This window comes from Bradyrhizobium paxllaeri, assembly GCF_001693515.2.
Lineage (GTDB): Bacteria > Pseudomonadota > Alphaproteobacteria > Rhizobiales > Xanthobacteraceae > Bradyrhizobium > Bradyrhizobium paxllaeri.
In genome coordinates, this window is the sequence record NZ_CP042968.1 from 2500114 (window position 1) to 2518248 (window position 18135).

Sequence of the window (18135 nt, forward strand, 5' to 3'; positions counted from 1 at the left end):
TTGGTGTAAATACTAACCGGATGCGCTCCCTTTAATTGCGTGATCGTTTAAGGACAATCTAAGCGAGCCGGCGTTCGCCCGTCGTGACCTGCGGCGATGCGGGCCCGACCGACGATGCCTGTTCCCCCGGATTTTCTGCCGCAATTGTCAATTGCCGGGCTTGCCGCCGGTGGTGTAAAGCGGCGCTTAGTCGAATTCTAAGAATGCCGTTCCGTCCTCCGGGAACCGTTTGATGACACTGTGGTTTGTGTTCGCCCTGATGACGGTCGCGGCGATCTTCGCCGTGCTCTGGCCGTTGAGTCGCGGGCCGTCTGCGCAGGCTGGGGGCAGCGAGGCGGCGGTCTACAGGGATCAACTCGCCGAAATCGACCGCGATGTCGCCGCAGGGATGATCGGCGCGTCCGAGGCCGAGGCCGCCCGTGTCGAAATCGGCCGTCGCCTGCTCGCCGCGGCGGACGGCGAGCAAGACCTGCCGGCGCGCGCCAGCCTCGGCCTGCGCCGCGGTTCGGCCGTCCTGGCGCTGGTGGGGTTGCCGGTCGCGGCGGTGACGTTCTACCTCGCGGTCGGATCGCCGCGTCTCGGCGATTTTCCGCTCGCCGAGCGCACCCGCACCGCGGACCCCAGCCAGCCTCTCGAAAACATGGTGGCGCAGGTCGAAGCGCATCTGGAGAAAAATCCGACCGACGGCCGTGGTTGGACCGTGCTGGCGCCGGTGCTGGCGCGGCTCGGCCGTTACGATGACGCGGTCCGCGCCTACCGCAATTCGATCACTCATGCCGGGGACAGCGCCGAGCGCCGCTCCGATCTCGGCGAGGCGCTTGCGGGCGCGGCGGGCGGCGTCGTTACGGCCGAGGCCAAGGCGGAATTCGAACGCGCGGTGGCGCAAAGCGCCGACGACCCGAAGGCCAATTATTTCCTCGGACTCGCCGCCGAACAGGATGGTCGCCGGGCCGATGCCGCCGCGATCTGGCAGGGCATGCTCGCCAAGTCGCCCGCCGACGCGCCATGGCGCCCGCTGATCGAGGCGGCGCTGGTCCGGGTCGGCGGATCTGTCGCGCCGGTGCTCTCCAACGATGCGATGGCCGCCGCCAAGGACATGAATGAGGATGACCGCGGCGCGATGATCCGTGGCATGGTGGATCGGCTTGCGACGCGGCTGAAGCAGAACGGCGACGATGTCGAAGGATGGTTGCGGCTGGTGCGGGCCTATCAGGTGATGGGCGAACGCGACAAGGCGGCGAGCGCGGTCGTTGAGGCGCGGCAGGCGGTCGCGAGCGATGCGGAACGCTTGCGCCAGCTCAATGCCGGCCTGAAGAGTCTCGGGCTTGATGGGTGAGCAGGGTGACAGCACGCGCAAGGGAAGACAGGGAACGGCAATGACGCGCAAGCAACGGCGTTTGACCATGATCGGCGGTTCGCTCGCGGTGCTCGCGATTGCGGCGGCGCTGGTGCTGAACGCCATGCGCGATTCCATCGTGTTCTTCTCCACGCCGACGATGGCAGCGGAGAAGCAGATCCCGCCGGGCAAACGGTTCCGCCTTGGCGGCCTGGTGCAGCCGGGCTCGCTGGTGAAGGGGGACAATCTGGCCGTGAACTTCTCCGTCGCCGACGGCGCCGCGACGCTGCCGGTCGCCTACAAGGGCATCTTGCCGGACCTGTTCCGTGAGGGGCAGGGCGTTGTCGCCGAAGGCGCGCTCGATGCGTCAGGCGTGTTCAAGGCCGATACCGTGCTGGCAAAACATGACGAGACCTACATGCCCAAGGATGTCGCCGACGCCCTGAAGAAGCAGGGGCACTGGAAGGACGATTACGGCGCCAAGCCCGGCGCCACGGCCGCATCTGCGCCGATGCAAGGGGCCTCGAAGTGATCGCGGAAGCCGGGCACTATGCGCTGGTGCTGGCGCTGGGACTGGCGCTGATCCAGTCCACGGTGCCGATCCTGGGCGCGCGCTGGGGCGATCATGCCTTGATGAATGTCGCGCGCTCCACTGCGCTCGCGCAATTGCTGTTCGTGGGCGCGTCGTTTGCGGCGCTGACGATGCTGCACGTCGTCTCGGATTTCTCCGTCGTCAACGTGTTCGAGAATTCGCACTCGATGAAGCCGCTGCTCTACAAGATCACCGGCGTGTGGGGCAATCACGAAGGATCGATGCTGCTGTGGGTGTTGATCCTGGCGCTGTTCGGCGGCCTGGTTGCCGCCTTCGGCAACAATCTGCCGCTGTCGCTGCGGGCGCACGTGCTGGCCGTGCAGGGCTGGATCGCCGCGGCGTTCTATCTATTCATCCTGGCCACCTCGAATCCGTTCCTGCGCATCGCCAGCCCTCCGATCGAGGGCCGCGATCTCAATCCGGTGCTGCAGGACATCGGCCTCGCGGTGCACCCGCCGATGCTCTATCTCGGCTATGTCGGCTTCTCGATCTCGTTCTCCTTCGCGGTGGCCGCGCTGATCGAAGGCCGCATCGACGCGGCCTGGGCGCGCTGGGTGCGGCCGTGGACGCTGGTGGCGTGGATCTTCCTCACGCTCGGCATCGCGATGGGCTCGTACTGGGCCTATTACGAACTCGGCTGGGGCGGCTGGTGGTTCTGGGATCCGGTGGAGAACGCTTCCCTGATGCCGTGGCTCGCCGGCACGGCGCTATTGCATTCCGCGGTCGTGATGGAAAAGCGCAATGCGCTGAAGGTCTGGACCATCCTGCTGTCGATCCTGACCTTCTCGCTGTCATTGCTCGGCACCTTCCTGGTGCGTTCGGGCGTCCTGACATCGGTACATGCGTTCGCGACCGATCCGGCGCGCGGCGTGTTCATCCTGCTGATCCTCTGCCTGTTCATCGGCGGCAGTCTTTCGCTGTTCGCCGGGCGGGCGGCGGCGCTGAAGCAGGGCGGATTGTTCGCGCCGATCTCCCGTGAAGGGGCGCTGGTGCTCAACAATTTGCTTCTCACCGTCGCCTGCGGGACCGTGCTGTTCGGAACGCTGTATCCGCTGGCGCTGGAAGTCCTGACCGGCATCAAGCTTTCGGTCGGCGCGCCGTTCTTCAACCTGACTTTCGGGCCGTTGTTCGTGCTGTTGATGATCGCGGTGCCGTTCGGGCCGATGCTGGCCTGGAAGCGGGGCGATTTGCTCGGCGCGGCGCAGCGGCTGATGGCGGCCGGCATTGCGGCGCTGATTGCGATCGCGGTGCTGTATGCGTGGACGTATGGTGGCAGCACATTCGCGCCGCTCGCTATCGGGCTTGCGGTATTCGTCATCGGCGGCGCACTCAGCGATCTCGCTGAACGCACGGCGCTGTTCCGCGTTTCCTTGGGCGTGGCGATGGCTCGCGCGAGGGGATTGCCGCGCTCGACCTGGGGCACGGCGTTCGCGCATGCCGGCGCGGGGATTGCCCTGATCGGCATCGTCTGCGAGACCACCTGGAACAGCGAGTATATCGGCACGATGAAGCCGCGCGATGTCGCGACCGTCGCCGGCTATCAGTTGAAGCTCGACGATATCACGCAGCGGCAGGGACCGAATTTCCGCGAGATGATCGCGCAGTTCACGGTCTCGAGCGACGGCGAAACGCTCCAGGTGATGACGCCGTCGAAGCGTAACTTCACCACGCGCGGCTCCTCGACCACCGAGGCCGCGCTGCTGACCCGCGGCGCCAGCCAGCTCTATGTTTCGCTCGGCGATACCAATGCCGATGGCGCCATTGCGGTGCGCATCTATCACAAGCCGCTGGTGCTGCTGATCTGGTGGGGGCCCGTCCTGATGGCGTTCGGCGGCCTGCTGTCGCTGTCGGATCGCCGCCTGCGCGTCGGCGCGCCGAAGCCGGCCAAGGCCGCGCGTGCGCTGGCCCCGGCGGAGTAGGGCGGTGAAGCGCCTCCTCACATACGTATTCGTTGCAGCGGTGATGTCAGCCGCGCCGGCCGCCTACGCCGTGCAGCCCGACGAAGTCATGGCGGACCCTGCGAAGGAAGCGCGTGCGCGCAACCTGTCGCGCGAGTTGCGCTGCATGGTGTGTCAAAACCAGTCGATCGACGATTCCGATGCGCCGCTGGCACGCGATCTGCGGCTTCTGGTGCGCGAGCGGATCGCGGGCGGCGACAACGACAGCCAGGTGATCGATTTTCTGGTGGCTCGCTACGGCGAGTTCGTGCTGCTGAAGCCGCGCTTCACACCGCATACGCTGCTGCTGTGGCTGTTGCCGCCGCTGGCCTTGGCCGGCGGCGGGCTGGCGCTGTGGTTCTACAGCCGCCGCCGCTCGAGCGCTGGCAGCGCGACCGATCCCGCGCAACTGAAGTTGTCGGAAGAAGAAGAGGAGAGACTGGAGCGCCTGCTCGCGGCTGAATCGACGCCGAAAAAGCCGAGCTAGGCGTCACGCCACGACGATCTTCCAGCCTGCCCAGGCGAGAATTCCGATGTTCAGATACATCGTCGCCGCCATCCCGAACGCCCGATAGAGCGGGTGGATTCGATAGCCGATCCAGAATGCAAAGCGGGCGACGATGAAGACGATGGTTGCCGCCGCGATGACCGGCATATTGGCCGGCGTCAGGCTGACGCTCAGGGCCAATGTCCCGACCACGAACAGCACATATTGCTGCAGCGTATTGTCGAGCACACGCCCGTTGATAAGTGTCGCCTGGTCCTCCTTCTGAAGCATCGGGTCGATTGCTTCGCTGAGAAAGCGGTTGTTTCCGACGGTGATGGTGCCGACGAGGAGCGGTATCGCCGCAAGCGCGTTCGCCTTCAGCGTATAGGCAAGCCGGCCGGCGATATCGGTCGGCATCGAAGTGTCAGCCCAGACTTGCGAGATGCCGACCATTGCGGCGATCATCGTCAGCACGCCAATGCCGGCGCCGATTGCAACGGTTTTCTGGTCAGGGGTCATGATCCGTCTCCACTATCGCTGTCTCAGGGAAATCGAATTGGGATCGCCGTCAGGCGGCCTGCCGTGACGGCTGCGGACATCTGCAGCACGACGAAAAGGCCATGCAGTGCGGTCGTCACGTAGCCCACCGTCAACATGTCGGATGCGATGAAGAGCTGCCAGAAGATCACATTGGCGGTGCCAAGCAACACGTGAATTGCCACAGCGGTGAGATGCCAGCCGCGTGACGGCTCGGCTTGCCACATCAGAATACCCAGGATGAAGGCAAGTCCATGGGCCTCGATGAAGCCGATTCCGGCATGGGGCGCCTCGGCCACAACGCGGGCGACGGGACCAAGGCCAAAGAAGATTCCGCGGACGTCGCTCGTGAAACCGCCCGTCGACGCCGCGAGGAGGAATGCCGCGTTGGCGCGCAGGATTGCGTGTCGGATAGCGATGGTCATGATCAACTCCGTTGCGAAGAATTGCTGAGCATGGATGGGGCTACGACCCGCCGGCGGTCGACGATTGCAAGCGGGCAAGTTTCCCGGCAAGTTTCGGCTATGACATTGGTCGGAAAAAAATTCCGCAGGAGGAAATGGACATGGCTCTCACGCTCTACGACGCCACCGTGGCGAACTATCTGCAGACCCTGGGTGCGGTCGGCGGCTTCCTCGACCGCGGTCTCAGGCATTTTCGAGACAACAATATCGATCCGGAAACAATCGTCGAGGCGCGCCTTGCGGCGGACATGCTGCCATTGCGCTTCCAGATCATTTCCATCGCGCAGCATTCGCGGGGCGCCATCGAGGGCGTGCAGAGCGGAGAATTCCGGCCGCCGGCATCCAAGACGCCCTACGACTACGCCGGATTGCAAGGGCTGGTCGCGCAGACCCGCGAGGCGCTGGAGGGCTGGACGCCCGAGGCGGTCAATGCGCTCGGCGGCCGCGACGTCGTCTTTCATCTCGGCGAACACAAGCTGCCCTTTACGGCGGAGGGCTTTCTGATGTCGTTCTCGCTGCCCAATTTCTACTTCCATGCCACTACCGCCTACGACATCCTGCGCACCAACGGCGTGCCGCTCGGCAAGCGGGATTTCATGGGCCGGATGAAGATGAACAAGAGCTGAGACGCTCTCGACGGGTGCGGCGCCGGTCACAGCAGCACCACGCCTTGAATCAGATAGACCGTGGACACCGCGCCGATCACGTACCGCGACCAGGTGCGGAATTGCGTTTCGCTGATGCTCTCGAGCACGAACCGCGAAAGGAACGTTCCGGCGATCGCAAGGGGAATCGCCGAGAGGACCGCGAGCAGCGATACGGTCTCGCCGCCGCCGAGCAGGTGACCGAAATAGACGGCCTTCAGGAAGTGCCCGAGCAGTTGCACGGCAGCCTTTGTGGCGATCTGTTGCCGGTTGTCGAGCTGCGAGCGCACGAAGAACACGTCGAGGATGGGCCCGGAGACGCCGGCCAGGAGTTGCAGCAGCGTGCACAGGGCGCCGCAGGCATGTCCGTGGCTCGGCTTTCCAATATCGGGCGCGAGCTGGCCGGGAAGCAGCAGCCCCAAAAGAGGGCTTACACCAACGATAATTAGGGCTACCGCCTTGCTTACCGCGAGCGCCATGGCGCCGACCACAGCCGCTGCGACCACCGCTCCGCCAACGTAATGGGTAACGATCCGCCAATCGATATGCGAGCGCCACTGCCAGGCCCGCCAGCCGTTCGCGGCCATCTGCACCAGGCCGTGCAGAACCATGGCCGGCGCCAAAGGCATGAAAGCCAGCAAGATTCCCATCAGGATCATACCTCCGGCCATCCCGAAGATGCCGGAGATGAAGGAGGTCGACACAATGGCGGCGGCGAATCCGGCTGCGATCGGGAGGCTGAGCATGGGCGTCGTCCGGTTGAATCCGATGCCGTTCCATGCGCGTTTGACAGGCGCTCCGCAAACGCGTTTAGTTCAGCCATAGGCCAAGGAAAAGTTGGTCTAGGAGGGCTATCCTCATGCGCCGCCTGCCTTCGCTGAACGGTTTGCGTGCCTTCGAGGCCGCGGCGCGCCATGGCAGCTTCGTGGCCGCAGGCCAGGAGCTCAACGTCACGCAGGCCGCGATCAGCCGCATGGTGCGGCTGCTCGAAGCGCGTCTCGGATTTCCACTGTTCGAGCGGCTTCCCAATGGCCTCGTGCTGACCGCGCAGGCGAGGGCGCTGCAGCCAAATCTCACGGCGGCATTTGACTCGATTGCATCGAGCGTCGCGCAGGTCTCGGCGATGCGCACCACGCCGGTTTTGACGATCGGTGTCGGCCCGTCTTTTGCGACACGCTGGATGATTCCGCGACTTGCCAGCTTTTATCGCGCACATCCCGAGATCGAGGTGCGGCTGGCGACGGGCGGCGCGATCAATCCGTTCAGGGACGACTGGACCTGCGGCATTCTCCTCGGCGGCGGCGATTGGCCGGAACTGGCGGCCGAGCCATTGTTTTCGGCCGACCTCTTTCCCGTATGCGCAGCTTCCATTGCCCGACGGCTCGGCAAGCCGTCGGACCTGATGCAGGAGAGCTTGCTGCAGGTGGCTCACTCGCCGGAGGATTGGCCGTTATGGCTTTCCGCAGCAGGCGTGAAGCGGCGTCGTGCCGCTTTGGGGCCGAGCTTTGCCAACTATGGAATGGCGCTACAGGCGGCGCTCGACGGTGTTGGGGTGGCCATTGGCCTGCGCCCCTATGTCGAGGACGATATCGCCATGGGACGTCTGGTCGCGCCGTTTTCGCTGTCGGTGCCGAAGGGCAGGGCCTGGTATCTCGTGTACCGTCCGTTTCGCGAAATCGACCCTGGCCTGATCGCCTTCCGCGGCTGGCTGAGGCAGAATTTCACGGAAAAGCCGCAGAGCTAAACGGCTGATTTGCCTGCGCTATTCTGCCGCATCCATAAGCCGCCGCATTACAAAAGTTTAATTCCCTAGCCAGCGCGCGGTAAGGCGGCAAACACCATGTTCAGGCCCTGTCAGGTGCCCAGCCCCCGCACCGTAGAACCAATGAAGAATTCAGGCTCTGGAGATCTTAGAAACATGACCGAACGTCCCGTCGATCTTTCCTCGCTACCGTCCAACGGCGCGCCGCGCCGTTCGCTGTTCTCGGCGCGCAAGTTCGCGCTGATGGCTTCCGTCGTCGCCGGCCTCGGCGCCGCCGTCTATGGCTTCTCGCCGCAGCAGGGCCCGGTCTTCACCAGCGCGGCGCACGCGCAGGTCAACAACGAGGTCCGCAAGGTCGAGCGGCCGATCGGCTTTGCCGACATTGTCGAGCGCGTGAAGCCGTCGGTGATTTCGGTCAAGATCAACATCGCCGCCAAGACGTCGAAGGGCGACGACAGCGCCAACAAGGACGACGACTCGCCGTTCCAGCCGGGCTCGCCGATGGAACGCTTCTTCCGTCGCTTCGGCGGTCCGGATGGTCTGCCGCCCGGCCTGCGCGGCGGCCCGCGTGGCGGCCGTGGTCCGGTGACGGGTCAGGGTTCCGGCTTCTTCATCTCGGCTGACGGCTATGCCGTGACCAACAACCACGTGGTTGACGGCGCCGAGAAGGTCGAAGTCACCATGGACGACGGCAAGACCTACACCGCAAACGTGATCGGCACCGATCCGCGCACGGATCTGGCGCTGATCAAGGTCGAGGGCCGCAAGGATTTCCCGTTCGCCAAGCTGTCGGACAGCAAGCCGCGGATCGGCGACTGGGTGCTCGCGGTCGGTAATCCGTTCGGCCTCGGCGGCACCGTGACTGCCGGCATCGTCTCGGCCTCCGGCCGCGACATCGGCAACGGCCCGTATGACGATTTCATCCAGATCGACGCGCCCGTGAACAAGGGCAATTCCGGCGGTCCGGCGTTCGACACCAATGGCGAAGTGATGGGCGTCAACACCGCGATCTATTCGCCGTCCGGCGGCAGCGTCGGCATCGCGTTCTCGATCCCCGCTTCGACGGTGAAGAACGTGATCGCCCAGCTCAAGGACAAGGGCTCGGTCAGCCGCGGCTGGATCGGCGTCCAGATCCAGCCGGTGACCTCCGACATTGCCGACAGCCTCGGCATGAAGAAGGCCGAAGGCGCGCTGGTGGCGGAACCGCAGGCGAACGGTCCGGCTTCCAAGGCCGGTATCCAGTCGGGCGACGTCATTACCGGCGTCAATGGCGAGCCGGTCAAGGATGCCAAGGAACTCGCCCGCACCATCGGCGGCCTCGCGCCCGGCAGTGCTGTGAAGCTCAACGTGCTGCAGAAGGGCCAGGACAAGGTCATCAACCTGACGCTTGGCCAGTTGCCTAACACGATCGAGGCCAAGGCTTCGACCGACAAGGAAGACAAGGGCAGCCAGAGCAAGGGAACCGACGTGCCGAAGCTCGGCCTGACGGTTGCCCCCGCCAACAGCGTGGCCGGCGCCGGCAAGGAAGGCGTCGTCGTGACCGAAGTCGATCCGAAGAGCGCGGCGGCTGAGCGCGGCTTCAAGGAAGGCGACGTCATCCTCGAAGTCGCCGGCAAGAGCGTCGGCACTGCGGGCGAAGTCCGCGAGGCGCTGGATACTGCGCGCACCGAGAACAAGAACAGCGTTCTCATGCGCGTGAAGAGCGGCGGTTCGTCGCGTTTCGTCGCGGTGCCGCTGGCGAAAGGCTAAACGAGGACTAGATACCAGATGGAGGGTTTCGCCGGCATTCGTCGCCCCCGCCGACGTCTCCTTCCGGGGAGCGGGTCCAAAACTCGCTCCCTCTGGCAACCTTCCAGCGGAATTACGCCCCCCTCCGTCGGAAGGCCTAGGGGCGGTGAGGTCCCCCAGCTTCACCGCCCGCTTTTTTCACTTGATCGAGAGCATCCGCGGCCGCCTTGCATGTGCAGGGCGGCCGCGCCATGGTGAGAGAAAGCCATTCCCGTGACCGCAACCGCCCCTCAAATGCGCCTGTTGATCATCGAAGACGACCGCGAGTCCGCCGACTATCTGGTCAAGGCGTTCCGTGAAGTCGGCCATGTCGCCGATCTCGCCAGTGATGGCGAGGAGGGCCTGTCGATGGCCGAAGGCGGCGATTACGACGTGCTCGTGGTCGACCGCATGCTGCCCAAGCGCGACGGCCTGTCCGTGATCGGGAGCCTGCGCGAGAAGGGCAATCGCACGCCGGTGCTGATCCTCTCCGCGCTCGGCCAGGTCGACGACCGCATCAAGGGCCTGCGTGCCGGCGGCGACGATTATCTGCCGAAGCCCTATTCATTCGCCGAATTGCAGGCGCGCGTCGAAGTGCTGTCGCGCCGCAATGTCGGCCCGGCCGAAGAGACCACCTATCGCGTCGGCGATCTCGAGCTCGATCGTCTTTCGCATCGCGTCGCCCGCGGCAAGGACGAACTGACGCTGCAGCCGCGCGAGTTTCGCCTGCTTGAATATCTGATGAAGCATGCGGGCCAGGTGGTGACCCGCACCATGCTTCTGGAAAACGTCTGGGATTATCATTTCGATCCGCAGACCAACGTCATCGATGTGCATATTTCCAGGCTGCGCTCCAAGATCGACAAGGGCTTCGAGCGGCCCCTGCTGCACACGATCCGTGGCGCCGGATACATGATCCGTGACGGCCTTCGGTAAGCTGATCCGCACCACGGCGTTCCGGCTGACGCTGGTCTATCTGTTTTTGTTTGCGCTGTTCGCCGCGTCGCTGCTCGGCTATTTCGCCTGGAATACGCGGCGGTTGATCAACGAGCAGATCACCACCACCGTCAACGCGGAAATCGCCGAGATCCAGATCATCTACGCACGCCGCGGGCTGCAAGGCCTTGCCACCACGCTCGGCTACCGGGCGCTGCGGCCCGGCGCCAACCTCTATCTCGTCACCACGCCGGAGGGCAGGGCGTTCGGCGGCAATGTCGAATCGCTGTCCCCGGGCGTGATGGCCTCGACAGGTTGGTCTGAGACGGCGTACCGCCGGCTCGACGAGCGGGATACCGCCAATCACTACGCGCTGGTGCGCGTCACCCAACTCGACAACGGATTCCGCCTGCTGGTCGGTCGCGATCTCGAGGAACGAAGGCGGCTGTTCGGCATCGTCGCCAACGCTGCGCAATGGTCGCTGCTGGTCGTCATCGTGCTCGGCATCGGCGGCGGCATCTTCGTGGCGCGGCGGGTGCTGCAGCGGATCGACGCCATGACCGGCACCACCAGGCGCATCATGGCGGGCGACCTTTCCGGGCGCCTGCCGGTCGGGCGCTCCGGCGACGAGCTCGATCGCCTCGCCGAAAACCTCAACGCCATGCTGGAACGTATCGAGGCGCTGATGATGGGGCTGAAGGAAGTCTCCGACAACATCGCGCATGATCTGAAGACGCCGCTGACGCGGCTGCGCAACCGCGCCGAGGAGGCGCTGGCGAGTTCCGGGAGTGAGGCTGAATACCGCGCGGCGCTGGAACGGACCATCGAGGAATCCGACGGGCTGATCCGCACATTCAACGCGCTGTTGATGATCGCGCGCGCCGAGTCAGGTCAGGCGCGCGGCAACATGGATGATTTCGACGCGGCTGACGTCGCCAGGGGTATCCACGAATTGTACGAGCCGCTGGCCGAAGACGACGGCATGACGCTGCGCGTCAAGACTACCAATGCGCCGCTGCACGGCAATCGCGAGCTGATCGGGCAGGCGCTCGCCAATCTGGTCGAGAATGCGATCAAATACGGCAAGCCATCGCCGGTGGTGCAGCCGATGGACCCCATCATCGCGGCGCGCACGCGGGAGATCCTGATCGAGGCGCGGCGCGAGGGTAACCATGTGCTGCTCAGCGTCACCGACCACGGGCCCGGCATTCCCGAAGCCGACCGCAAGCACGCGGTGGAGCGGTTCGTGCGGCTCGAGGCGAGCCGGACGCTGCCGGGTTCCGGGCTTGGCTTGAGTTTGGCGTCCGCGGTGGCGACCTTGCATGGTGGCGAACTCAGGCTGGGGGATGCCCATCCCGGCCTGACCGCGACGCTGGTCATCCCGGCGCTATCTGCCGCGGGTGACAGGCTTGCGGCCCAAACGCCGGATGTGCCACAGAAGGTGGCATGAATTCCTCCGCCTTGGCCGCGCGGTTCGTGTGCGGGCCGCATATCCCGGCCACCAGCAACGCCGAACAACGCCTGGGAGACTGGCTCGCCGAACTGGAGCCGGCGCAGTCGGCTGAGATCAAGGCGTGGCTGGATCGCCCATTCGCCAGAGCCATCCTGTTCGGCATTGTCGAGTTCTCACCCTATCTGTTCGACCTGGTCCGCGCTGATGCCGCGCGGCTGATTCGCCTCCTGGCATGCGCCCCGGAACAGCACCTCGTCACGCTGATCGAGGGAACCACGCGCAACGTGCTCGCCGCCGAGGGCGAGGCTGACGTCATGCATCTGCTCCGCCGCATGAAGTCGGAAGCCGCGCTGATGATCGCACTGTGCGACATCGGCGGGGTCTGGCCGGTGATGCGGGTGACGGCGGCTCTGACCGAGCTTGCAACCGTCTCCGTGCAGACGGCGCTGCGTTTCCTGCTGCGCCAGGAAATCGCGCGTGGCCGCATGACCGCCCTCAATCATGACCGGCCGGAGGAGGGCTCTGGGCTGATCGTGCTCGCGATGGGCAAGATGGGCGCGGCCGAACTGAACTATTCCAGCGACATCGACCTGATCGTGTTCTTCGATCCGGCCGCAACCTCGCTGGCAGGTGACATCGAGCCAGCGCCGTTCTTCGTGCGCGTGACACAGGCGCTGGCCCGCCTGCTGCAGCAACGCTCCGGCGAGGGCTATGTGTTCCGCGTCGACCTGCGCCTGCGGCCGGATCCGGCTTCGACGCAGGTCGCGATTTCGACCGAGGCGGCGCTGCATTATTACGAGCGGGAAGGGCGGACCTGGGAACGCGCCGCGATGATCAAGGCGCGCGTCTGCGCCGGCGACGCCAAAGCGGGCGAGGCGCTGATCGCGGAATTGTCGCCGTTCGTCTGGCGCAAGCATCTGGATTTTGCCGCGCTCGCCGATGTCCATGACATGAAGCGGCAGATGCAGACCTATCGCGGCCAGAGCGAGATCGCCGTCGAAGGCCACAACGTCAAGGTCGGCCGCGGCGGCATCCGCGAGATCGAGTTCTTCGCGCAGACGCAGCAGCTCATCGCCGGCGGCCGCCATCCGGAATTGCGGGTACGCCCCACGCTGCACGCCCTGCAGGTGCTGGCGACCAGCAACTGGATCACCTTTCAGGCCTGCGACGAATTGACGACGGCTTATGAATTCCTGCGCTGCGTCGAGCATCGGCTGCAGATGATCGCGGATGAGCAGACTCACGCGCTGCCTGAAGATGCCGAGGCGATCGAGCGCTTTGCAAACTTCTTCGGCTACGAGAGCCGCGCCGCCTTTGCCAAGGATCTGCTCGGCCATCTCAACATCGTGCAGGGGCATTACGGCAAGCTGTTCGAGGGCGATCCGGCCGGCTCGGTGAAGCTGCCGCAGCTCAATTACGCCGCCGGGCCTGAGGATGCGCGCCTGCTCGACCATCTGACGACGCTCGGCTTCAAGAAGCCGATCGCGGTGGCCGGCACGCTGCAGCTCTGGATGGAAGGCAATTACCGCGCGCTTCGCAACGAGGCGACAAAGGCCGCCTTCATCGAGTTCGTGCCCGGCCTGCTCGACGGCCTCGCGAATGCCGAAGACCCTGACGATGCCGTGATCGCGTTCGATCGTTTTCTCGGCGCGTTGCAGCGCGGCGGCCGGCTGATTTCCCTGCTGAGCCAGAACCGCGATCTGGTTGCGCTGGTGGCCTTGATCCTCGGCGCGGCGCCGCGGCTCGGCGACATGCTGGCGCGCCAACCGCAGATCATGGACGGCCTGATCGACCCGCGTTTCTTCGGCGCGATGCCGGACCAGAAGGAGTTGTCGGCGCGGCTGGCGACGACGCTGAAGGACGCGGATTCCTACGAGGACTTTCTCGACCGCCTGCGGCTGTTCGGCCAGGAGAGCCTGTTCCTGATCGGCACGCGCATCCTCTCCGGCACGGTGTCGGCACAACAGGCCAGCGTCGCCTTTGCCGACGTCGCCGAGGGCATCGTGCACACCGTGCACGGCCTCGTCACCGACCAGTTCGCCAGCCAGTACGGCCGCATCAAGGGGCAGGAGACCGCAATCGTTGCGATGGGCCGGCTCGGCAGTCGCGAGATGACGGCATCCTCCGACCTCGATCTGATCCTGCTGTACGATTTCGACACCGACAATCCCGACTCCGACGGCGAGCGCTCGCTGCACGGCGCGCAATATTTTGCGCGGCTGACCCAGCGGCTGATTTCGGCGTTCACGACGCGGACCAATTACGGCGTGCTCTATGAAGTCGACATGCGGCTGCGTCCGTCGGGCCGCGCCGGGCCGCTGGCGTCGCGGATCGATTCCTTCGCCGACTACCAGGAACGCGAGGCCTGGACCTGGGAGCACATGGCGCTGACGCGGGCGCGGGTGATTTCGGCCACGCCGGCGTTTCGCGAGAAGATCGAAGGCGTTGTCCGCAGCGTGCTGACGCGGCCGCGGGATGCTGCCTCTACCGCCGGCGACGTCGCCGACATGCGCCGGGCGATCGCGGCGGAAAAGGGCGAGGACGACATCTGGAACTTGAAGCTCGCCGCCGGCGGCCTCGTCGACATCGACTTCATCGCGCAGTATCTGCAGCTTGTTCATGCCGCGGAAAAACCCGAGATCTTGAGCGTCTCCACGTTGCAGGTGCTCGACAATGCCGCGCGCCTCGGAGTTCTGGCCCACTCCGACACCGAGACGCTGCGCTCAGCCGCGCGGCTCTATCACGATCTGACGCAGATCCTTCGGCTTTGCGTCATCGGCAAGTTCACCCCGGAAACCTCGGGTGAGAATTTGTTGCGGGTGATGGCGCGGGCCGGCGACACGCCCGACTTCTCGACGCTGGAGGCGCGCCTGCGCGAGACGCAGGGCGAGGTGAGACGGGTGTTCGGAGCGTTGGTGGCTGGAGGTTAGGGCGGTCCATCGTTTTGAGGAACGCCAGGCAGACAAACAACGAATTTTCGCACTTCTGCATTTGACCCGGCATGGAATCTTCTCGACGTGGTCGATTGTAAGATTTGCATCCAGGGGTGCTTCCTCAAAGTTGGACATGGGGGCTGACGCATTGTGATGTCCGCTTAGCAGCATTGATTTAGATCAAGATCGTCTCTAGCCGAACGACAGTTACTTCCGGTTGCGCCTCAGGAAAGCCTGTGCCGCACCGCGTCGCTCAAAAACATTGGACCACATGAATACCGATATTGGACCACGGTCCAATATGACCCAGCGCATCGGCCGGAGGTGACGCATTGGAAGCGAAGCCTGAGCTAACGGTCGATATCGCCATTAATGATGGTCCTTCCGATATCGATAAAATGACCTGGATACCCGGCGGCACGTTCCGCATGGGATCAGATAAGCACTATCCCGAGGAGGCGCCCGCTCATCGCGTTACCGTCGATGAATTCCTGATCGACCGCACGCCGGTGACGAACCGGCAGTTCAAGGAATTCGTAAAAGCAACCGGCCACGTCACCGTCGCCGAGGTTACGCCGGATCCGAAGGACTATCCCGGCATGCTGCCGCACATGATCTATGCGGGTTCGCTGATGTTCACTCCCCCGAAACACATGGTCGATCTGCGCGACTTCAGCCAGTGGTGGTCTTTCGTCAGGGGTGCGGACTGGCGGCATCCCTACGGACCCAAGAGTAACATCAACGCGCTCGACAATTATCCCGTCGTACATGTGGCATTCGCCGATGCGCTCGCCTACGCGCACTGGGCTGGCAAGGATTTGCCAACTGAAGCGGAATGGGAGTTCGCAGCGCGCGGCGGGCTTGACGGCGCCGAGTTCGCGTGGGGCGACGAGTTCACACCTCACGGCCGTCACATGGCCAATACCTGGCAGGGCGACTTCCCGCGCCAGAACACCAATGCAGACGGTTTCGAGCGTACCTCGCCGGTCACCGCGTTCCCGCCGAACGGTTACGGACTTTACGACATGATCGGCAACGTCTGGGAGTGGACCGCCGACTGGTATTCGCCGAGACACGAAGCGGATGCGCCGAAGGCCTGCTGCATCCCGCAGAACCCACGCGGCGGGCGCGAGGATGCCAGCTACGACCCCCGAACGACCAACGTCAAGATTCCACGAAAGGTTATCAAAGGCGGCTCGCATTTGTGCGCGCCGAACTACTGCCGACGCTACCGGCCGGCAGCGCGACACGCGGAGCCGGTTGATACATCCACGAGTCATCTTGGCTTTCGATGCATCAGGCGAAAAGCATCTGATGCTTAACAAAGAGGAGAGTGACGCTATGGTTGGCTTTGTACCAAGTGAAAAACCATCAGCTACCGGAAAAGTGCTGCGAAAGAGGGCCGCAGGTTGGCATAAACGTTCCTGCGCGGCGTTGCTCGGTGCGACGACACTGATGTCAATTTCACTGTGCGGGCCGGCTAGCACGCCGGCAACCGCACAGCCGGCACAGAAGCCAAATATCCTCTTCATCATGGGTGACGACATCGGCCTCTACCAGCCGAGCATCTACCATCGCGGCCTGATGGTCGGCGAGACGCCCAATATCGATCGCATCGGCAATGAAGGCGCGATCTTCACACATTACTACGCCGAGCAGAGCTGCACCGCCGGCCGGAACGCCTTCTTCACCGGCATGCATCCGCTGCGCACCGGCATGATTCCTCCGCAGCTTCCCGGCAGCCCGTCCTACCTGCGGCCCGGCACGCCAGCGATCGCAAAGTTCCTGCTCGATCTCGGCTACAACACCGGCGAGTTCGGCAAGAACCATCTCGGCGATCACACCGACTCGTTGCCGACCGCGCATGGCTTCCAGGAATATTGGGGCTACCTGTATCACCTCGACGCGATGCAGGGCGTGAGCTTCCCGGACATCAACAAGAGCCCCACCCAGCAGGCGGTCGCCCCGCCATGCAAGAACACGCCGATCCCCGGCATCCCGGAGGTGCCGGGCGCGGTCGATCCGAAAACGACGGTTTGCCTCACGCCCCCGCGCAACATCCTGTCGTGCAAGTCATCGGACGGCACGGGCAGGAACCAGACGTGCGTCGATCAGGGCCCGCTGACGCTCGACCGATCGAAGAGTGTCGACGAGGAAATCTCGGCCAAGGTCATCGACTTCCTCGATCGCAACGACCCGAAGACGACGGGCAAGCCTTTCTTCGTCTACTACAATCCTGCGCGCATGCACATCACGACCGTGCTGAACGACAAGTACGCGGCCATGGTCGGCGAGCCCGGCGGCAAGGATTGGGGTCTCAACGAGGCCGGCATGAAGCAGATGGATGACAACATCGGCTATGTGCTGAAGAAGCTGCAGGACATGGGACAGTCCGACAACACGATCGTCGTATTCACGACCGACAACGGTGCCGAGACCATCACCTTTCCGGACGGTGGCACCACTCCGTTCAAGGGCGGCAAGTTGAGCACCTGGGAAGGCGGCATGCGCGCGCCGGCGGTCGTTCGCTGGCCGGGCGTCATCAAGCCCGGTACCGTCAAGAACGAAATGTTCGCAGCCCTCGACTGGCTGTCGACGTTTGTCAACATCGGCGGCGGCGCCAAGGGCGACCAACTGAAGAAGCGCATCGAGGCCGGCCAATATCCCGGCATCGTCAAGACGACGCTCGATGGCGTCGATCAGACCGAATACCTTTCGGGGCGTTCGGAAAAGTCTGCGCGCGATACCTTCTTCTACTATTCGGGCAAGGATCCATCGGCGGTCCGCTACAAGAACTGGAAGATCTATTTCACGATGGTGTCCGACAACCCGGCGGGCTTTATAGCTGGAGCCCTTCCTTATCACTGGGCGCAGGTCGTCAACATCAAGCGCGACCCGTTTGAGACCTCAGTGGGCACGCAAATAAAGACCCTCATGGGCCAGGGTGGCTCAATCGGCTCGCCCTCTACAGCCTACGTCTATGACTGGAACATGCTGCCGATCGGCCAGGCGCTCTGGCTGAAGGAACTCGAGACTTATACTGCATACCCGCCGCTGCAGGACCCGGCGAGCTACAACCTCGAGCAGGTAATACAGCAGATCAAGCAGGCCAAAACTGCCGGTCGCAGCGACTAGCTGCGCGCGACGAGCGCGATCCGACGAAGCGGGCGCCCAGCAAGGGCGCCCGCCAATGGAATAGCGAGCAAAGTGATCAAGGAGGAAGCGCCGGACCGGTCGGCACCTCCGCAAGCCGTGTCGGCTTCCGATGCATCAAGCGAACAGAGGCA

Annotated in this window: 15 protein-coding genes; 12 read left to right on the forward strand and 3 right to left on the reverse strand. The window is 64.2% G+C overall.

The window, feature by feature from the left end; translation table 11 throughout:
* Positions 1 to 232: 232 nt before the first annotated feature.
* The 4 genes from ccmI to LMTR21_RS11695 are packed head-to-tail and all read left to right on the forward strand — an operon-like array spanning position 233 to position 4352.
* Complete coding sequence (gene ccmI, locus LMTR21_RS11680) at positions 233 to 1336, forward strand: c-type cytochrome biogenesis protein CcmI (RefSeq protein ID WP_148635961.1); 1104 nt, start codon at positions 233 to 235, stop codon at positions 1334 to 1336.
* A gap of 40 nt (positions 1337 to 1376) precedes the next feature.
* The gene (gene ccmE, locus LMTR21_RS11685) at positions 1377 to 1868 is read left to right on the forward strand and encodes a cytochrome c maturation protein CcmE (protein ID WP_065756876.1); all 492 of its coding nucleotides are present in this window, start codon (positions 1377 to 1379) and stop codon (positions 1866 to 1868) included.
* Complete coding sequence (locus LMTR21_RS11690) at positions 1865 to 3847, forward strand: heme lyase CcmF/NrfE family subunit (RefSeq protein WP_065756877.1); 1983 nt, start codon at positions 1865 to 1867, stop codon at positions 3845 to 3847. Before ccmE ends, LMTR21_RS11690 begins: the two co-directional genes overlap by 4 nt.
* Before the next feature lie 4 nt (positions 3848 to 3851).
* Positions 3852 to 4352: a cytochrome c-type biogenesis protein gene (locus LMTR21_RS11695; RefSeq protein ID WP_065756878.1), complete on the forward strand. Its 501-nt coding sequence runs from the start codon at positions 3852 to 3854 to the stop codon at positions 4350 to 4352.
* Positions 4353 to 4355: 3 nt separating this feature from the next.
* Here the strand turns inward: LMTR21_RS11695 and LMTR21_RS11700 are convergent, their stop codons facing one another.
* Positions 4356 to 4871: an MAPEG family protein gene (locus LMTR21_RS11700; protein WP_065756879.1), complete on the reverse strand. Its 516-nt coding sequence runs from the start codon at positions 4869 to 4871 to the stop codon at positions 4356 to 4358.
* A 23-nt stretch (positions 4872 to 4894) separates the two neighbouring features.
* Positions 4895 to 5320, reverse strand: coding sequence for a hypothetical protein (locus LMTR21_RS11705; RefSeq protein WP_210250571.1), 426 nt, complete (start codon positions 5318 to 5320; stop codon positions 4895 to 4897).
* 134 nt (positions 5321 to 5454) lie between these two features.
* Here LMTR21_RS11705 and LMTR21_RS11710 point away from each other — a divergent pair, with 134 nt between their 5' ends.
* Positions 5455 to 5979, forward strand: coding sequence for a DUF1993 domain-containing protein (locus tag LMTR21_RS11710; RefSeq protein ID WP_065756952.1), 525 nt, complete (start codon positions 5455 to 5457; stop codon positions 5977 to 5979).
* A 26-nt stretch (positions 5980 to 6005) separates the two neighbouring features.
* Here LMTR21_RS11710 and LMTR21_RS11715 read toward each other — a convergent pair whose 3' ends face one another.
* Positions 6006 to 6743, reverse strand: coding sequence for a TSUP family transporter (locus LMTR21_RS11715; RefSeq protein ID WP_065756881.1), 738 nt, complete (start codon positions 6741 to 6743; stop codon positions 6006 to 6008).
* A gap of 113 nt (positions 6744 to 6856) precedes the next feature.
* Here LMTR21_RS11715 and LMTR21_RS11720 point away from each other — a divergent pair, with 113 nt between their 5' ends.
* The 7 genes from LMTR21_RS11720 to LMTR21_RS11750 all read left to right on the forward strand — a co-directional run bounded on the left by LMTR21_RS11720 (position 6857) and on the right by LMTR21_RS11750 (position 17983).
* Positions 6857 to 7741 carry a LysR substrate-binding domain-containing protein gene (locus LMTR21_RS11720; protein ID WP_065756882.1) on the forward strand — a complete coding sequence of 295 codons (885 nt, stop codon included), beginning with the start codon at positions 6857 to 6859 and terminating at the stop codon, positions 7739 to 7741.
* A gap of 174 nt (positions 7742 to 7915) precedes the next feature.
* Positions 7916 to 9508, forward strand: a complete 1593-nt coding sequence (locus LMTR21_RS11725; protein ID WP_065756883.1) for a Do family serine endopeptidase — start codon at positions 7916 to 7918, stop codon at positions 9506 to 9508.
* Between the two features lie 273 nt (positions 9509 to 9781).
* The gene (locus LMTR21_RS11730) at positions 9782 to 10462 is read left to right on the forward strand and encodes a response regulator transcription factor (RefSeq protein WP_057840551.1); all 681 of its coding nucleotides are present in this window, start codon (positions 9782 to 9784) and stop codon (positions 10460 to 10462) included.
* Complete coding sequence (locus LMTR21_RS11735) at positions 10446 to 11912, forward strand: sensor histidine kinase (protein WP_065756884.1); 1467 nt, start codon at positions 10446 to 10448, stop codon at positions 11910 to 11912. Before LMTR21_RS11730 ends, LMTR21_RS11735 begins: the two co-directional genes overlap by 17 nt.
* Entirely contained in the window at positions 11909 to 14845 is a 2937-nt protein-coding gene (locus LMTR21_RS11740; RefSeq protein ID WP_065756885.1) for a bifunctional [glutamine synthetase] adenylyltransferase/[glutamine synthetase]-adenylyl-L-tyrosine phosphorylase, read from the forward strand. The genes LMTR21_RS11735 and LMTR21_RS11740 overlap by 4 nt, the downstream gene beginning before the upstream one ends.
* A 401-nt stretch (positions 14846 to 15246) precedes the next feature.
* On the forward strand, positions 15247 to 16170 hold the full coding sequence (locus LMTR21_RS11745; RefSeq protein ID WP_065756886.1) for a formylglycine-generating enzyme family protein: 924 nt from the start codon (positions 15247 to 15249) through the stop codon (positions 16168 to 16170).
* A gap of 133 nt (positions 16171 to 16303) precedes the next feature.
* A complete protein-coding gene (locus LMTR21_RS11750; RefSeq protein ID WP_065756887.1) occupies positions 16304 to 17983 on the forward strand; it encodes an arylsulfatase in 1680 nt (559 codons plus the stop codon).
* Positions 17984 to 18135 lie beyond the last annotated feature (152 nt).

Excerpts from the sequence above, each read along its gene's own strand:
- ccmI (WP_148635961.1), top strand. The coding sequence starts at position 233 with ATGACACTGTGGTTTGTGTTCGCCCTGATGACGGTCGCGGCGATCTTC.
- ccmE (WP_065756876.1), top strand. The coding sequence starts at position 1,377 with ATGACGCGCAAGCAACGGCGTTTGACCATGATCGGCGGTTCGCTCGCG.
- LMTR21_RS11700 (WP_065756879.1), bottom strand. The coding sequence starts at position 4,871 with ATGACCCCTGACCAGAAAACCGTTGCAATCGGCGCCGGCATTGGCGTG.
- LMTR21_RS11710 (WP_065756952.1), top strand. The coding sequence starts at position 5,455 with ATGGCTCTCACGCTCTACGACGCCACCGTGGCGAACTATCTGCAGACC.
- LMTR21_RS11715 (WP_065756881.1), bottom strand. The coding sequence starts at position 6,743 with ATGCTCAGCCTCCCGATCGCAGCCGGATTCGCCGCCGCCATTGTGTCG.
- LMTR21_RS11720 (WP_065756882.1), top strand. The coding sequence starts at position 6,857 with ATGCGCCGCCTGCCTTCGCTGAACGGTTTGCGTGCCTTCGAGGCCGCG.
- LMTR21_RS11725 (WP_065756883.1), top strand. The coding sequence starts at position 7,916 with ATGACCGAACGTCCCGTCGATCTTTCCTCGCTACCGTCCAACGGCGCG.
- LMTR21_RS11730 (WP_057840551.1), top strand. The coding sequence starts at position 9,782 with ATGCGCCTGTTGATCATCGAAGACGACCGCGAGTCCGCCGACTATCTG.
- LMTR21_RS11740 (WP_065756885.1), top strand. The coding sequence starts at position 11,909 with ATGAATTCCTCCGCCTTGGCCGCGCGGTTCGTGTGCGGGCCGCATATC.
- LMTR21_RS11745 (WP_065756886.1), top strand. The coding sequence starts at position 15,247 with ATGACCTGGATACCCGGCGGCACGTTCCGCATGGGATCAGATAAGCAC.
- LMTR21_RS11750 (WP_065756887.1), top strand. The coding sequence starts at position 16,304 with ATGTCAATTTCACTGTGCGGGCCGGCTAGCACGCCGGCAACCGCACAG.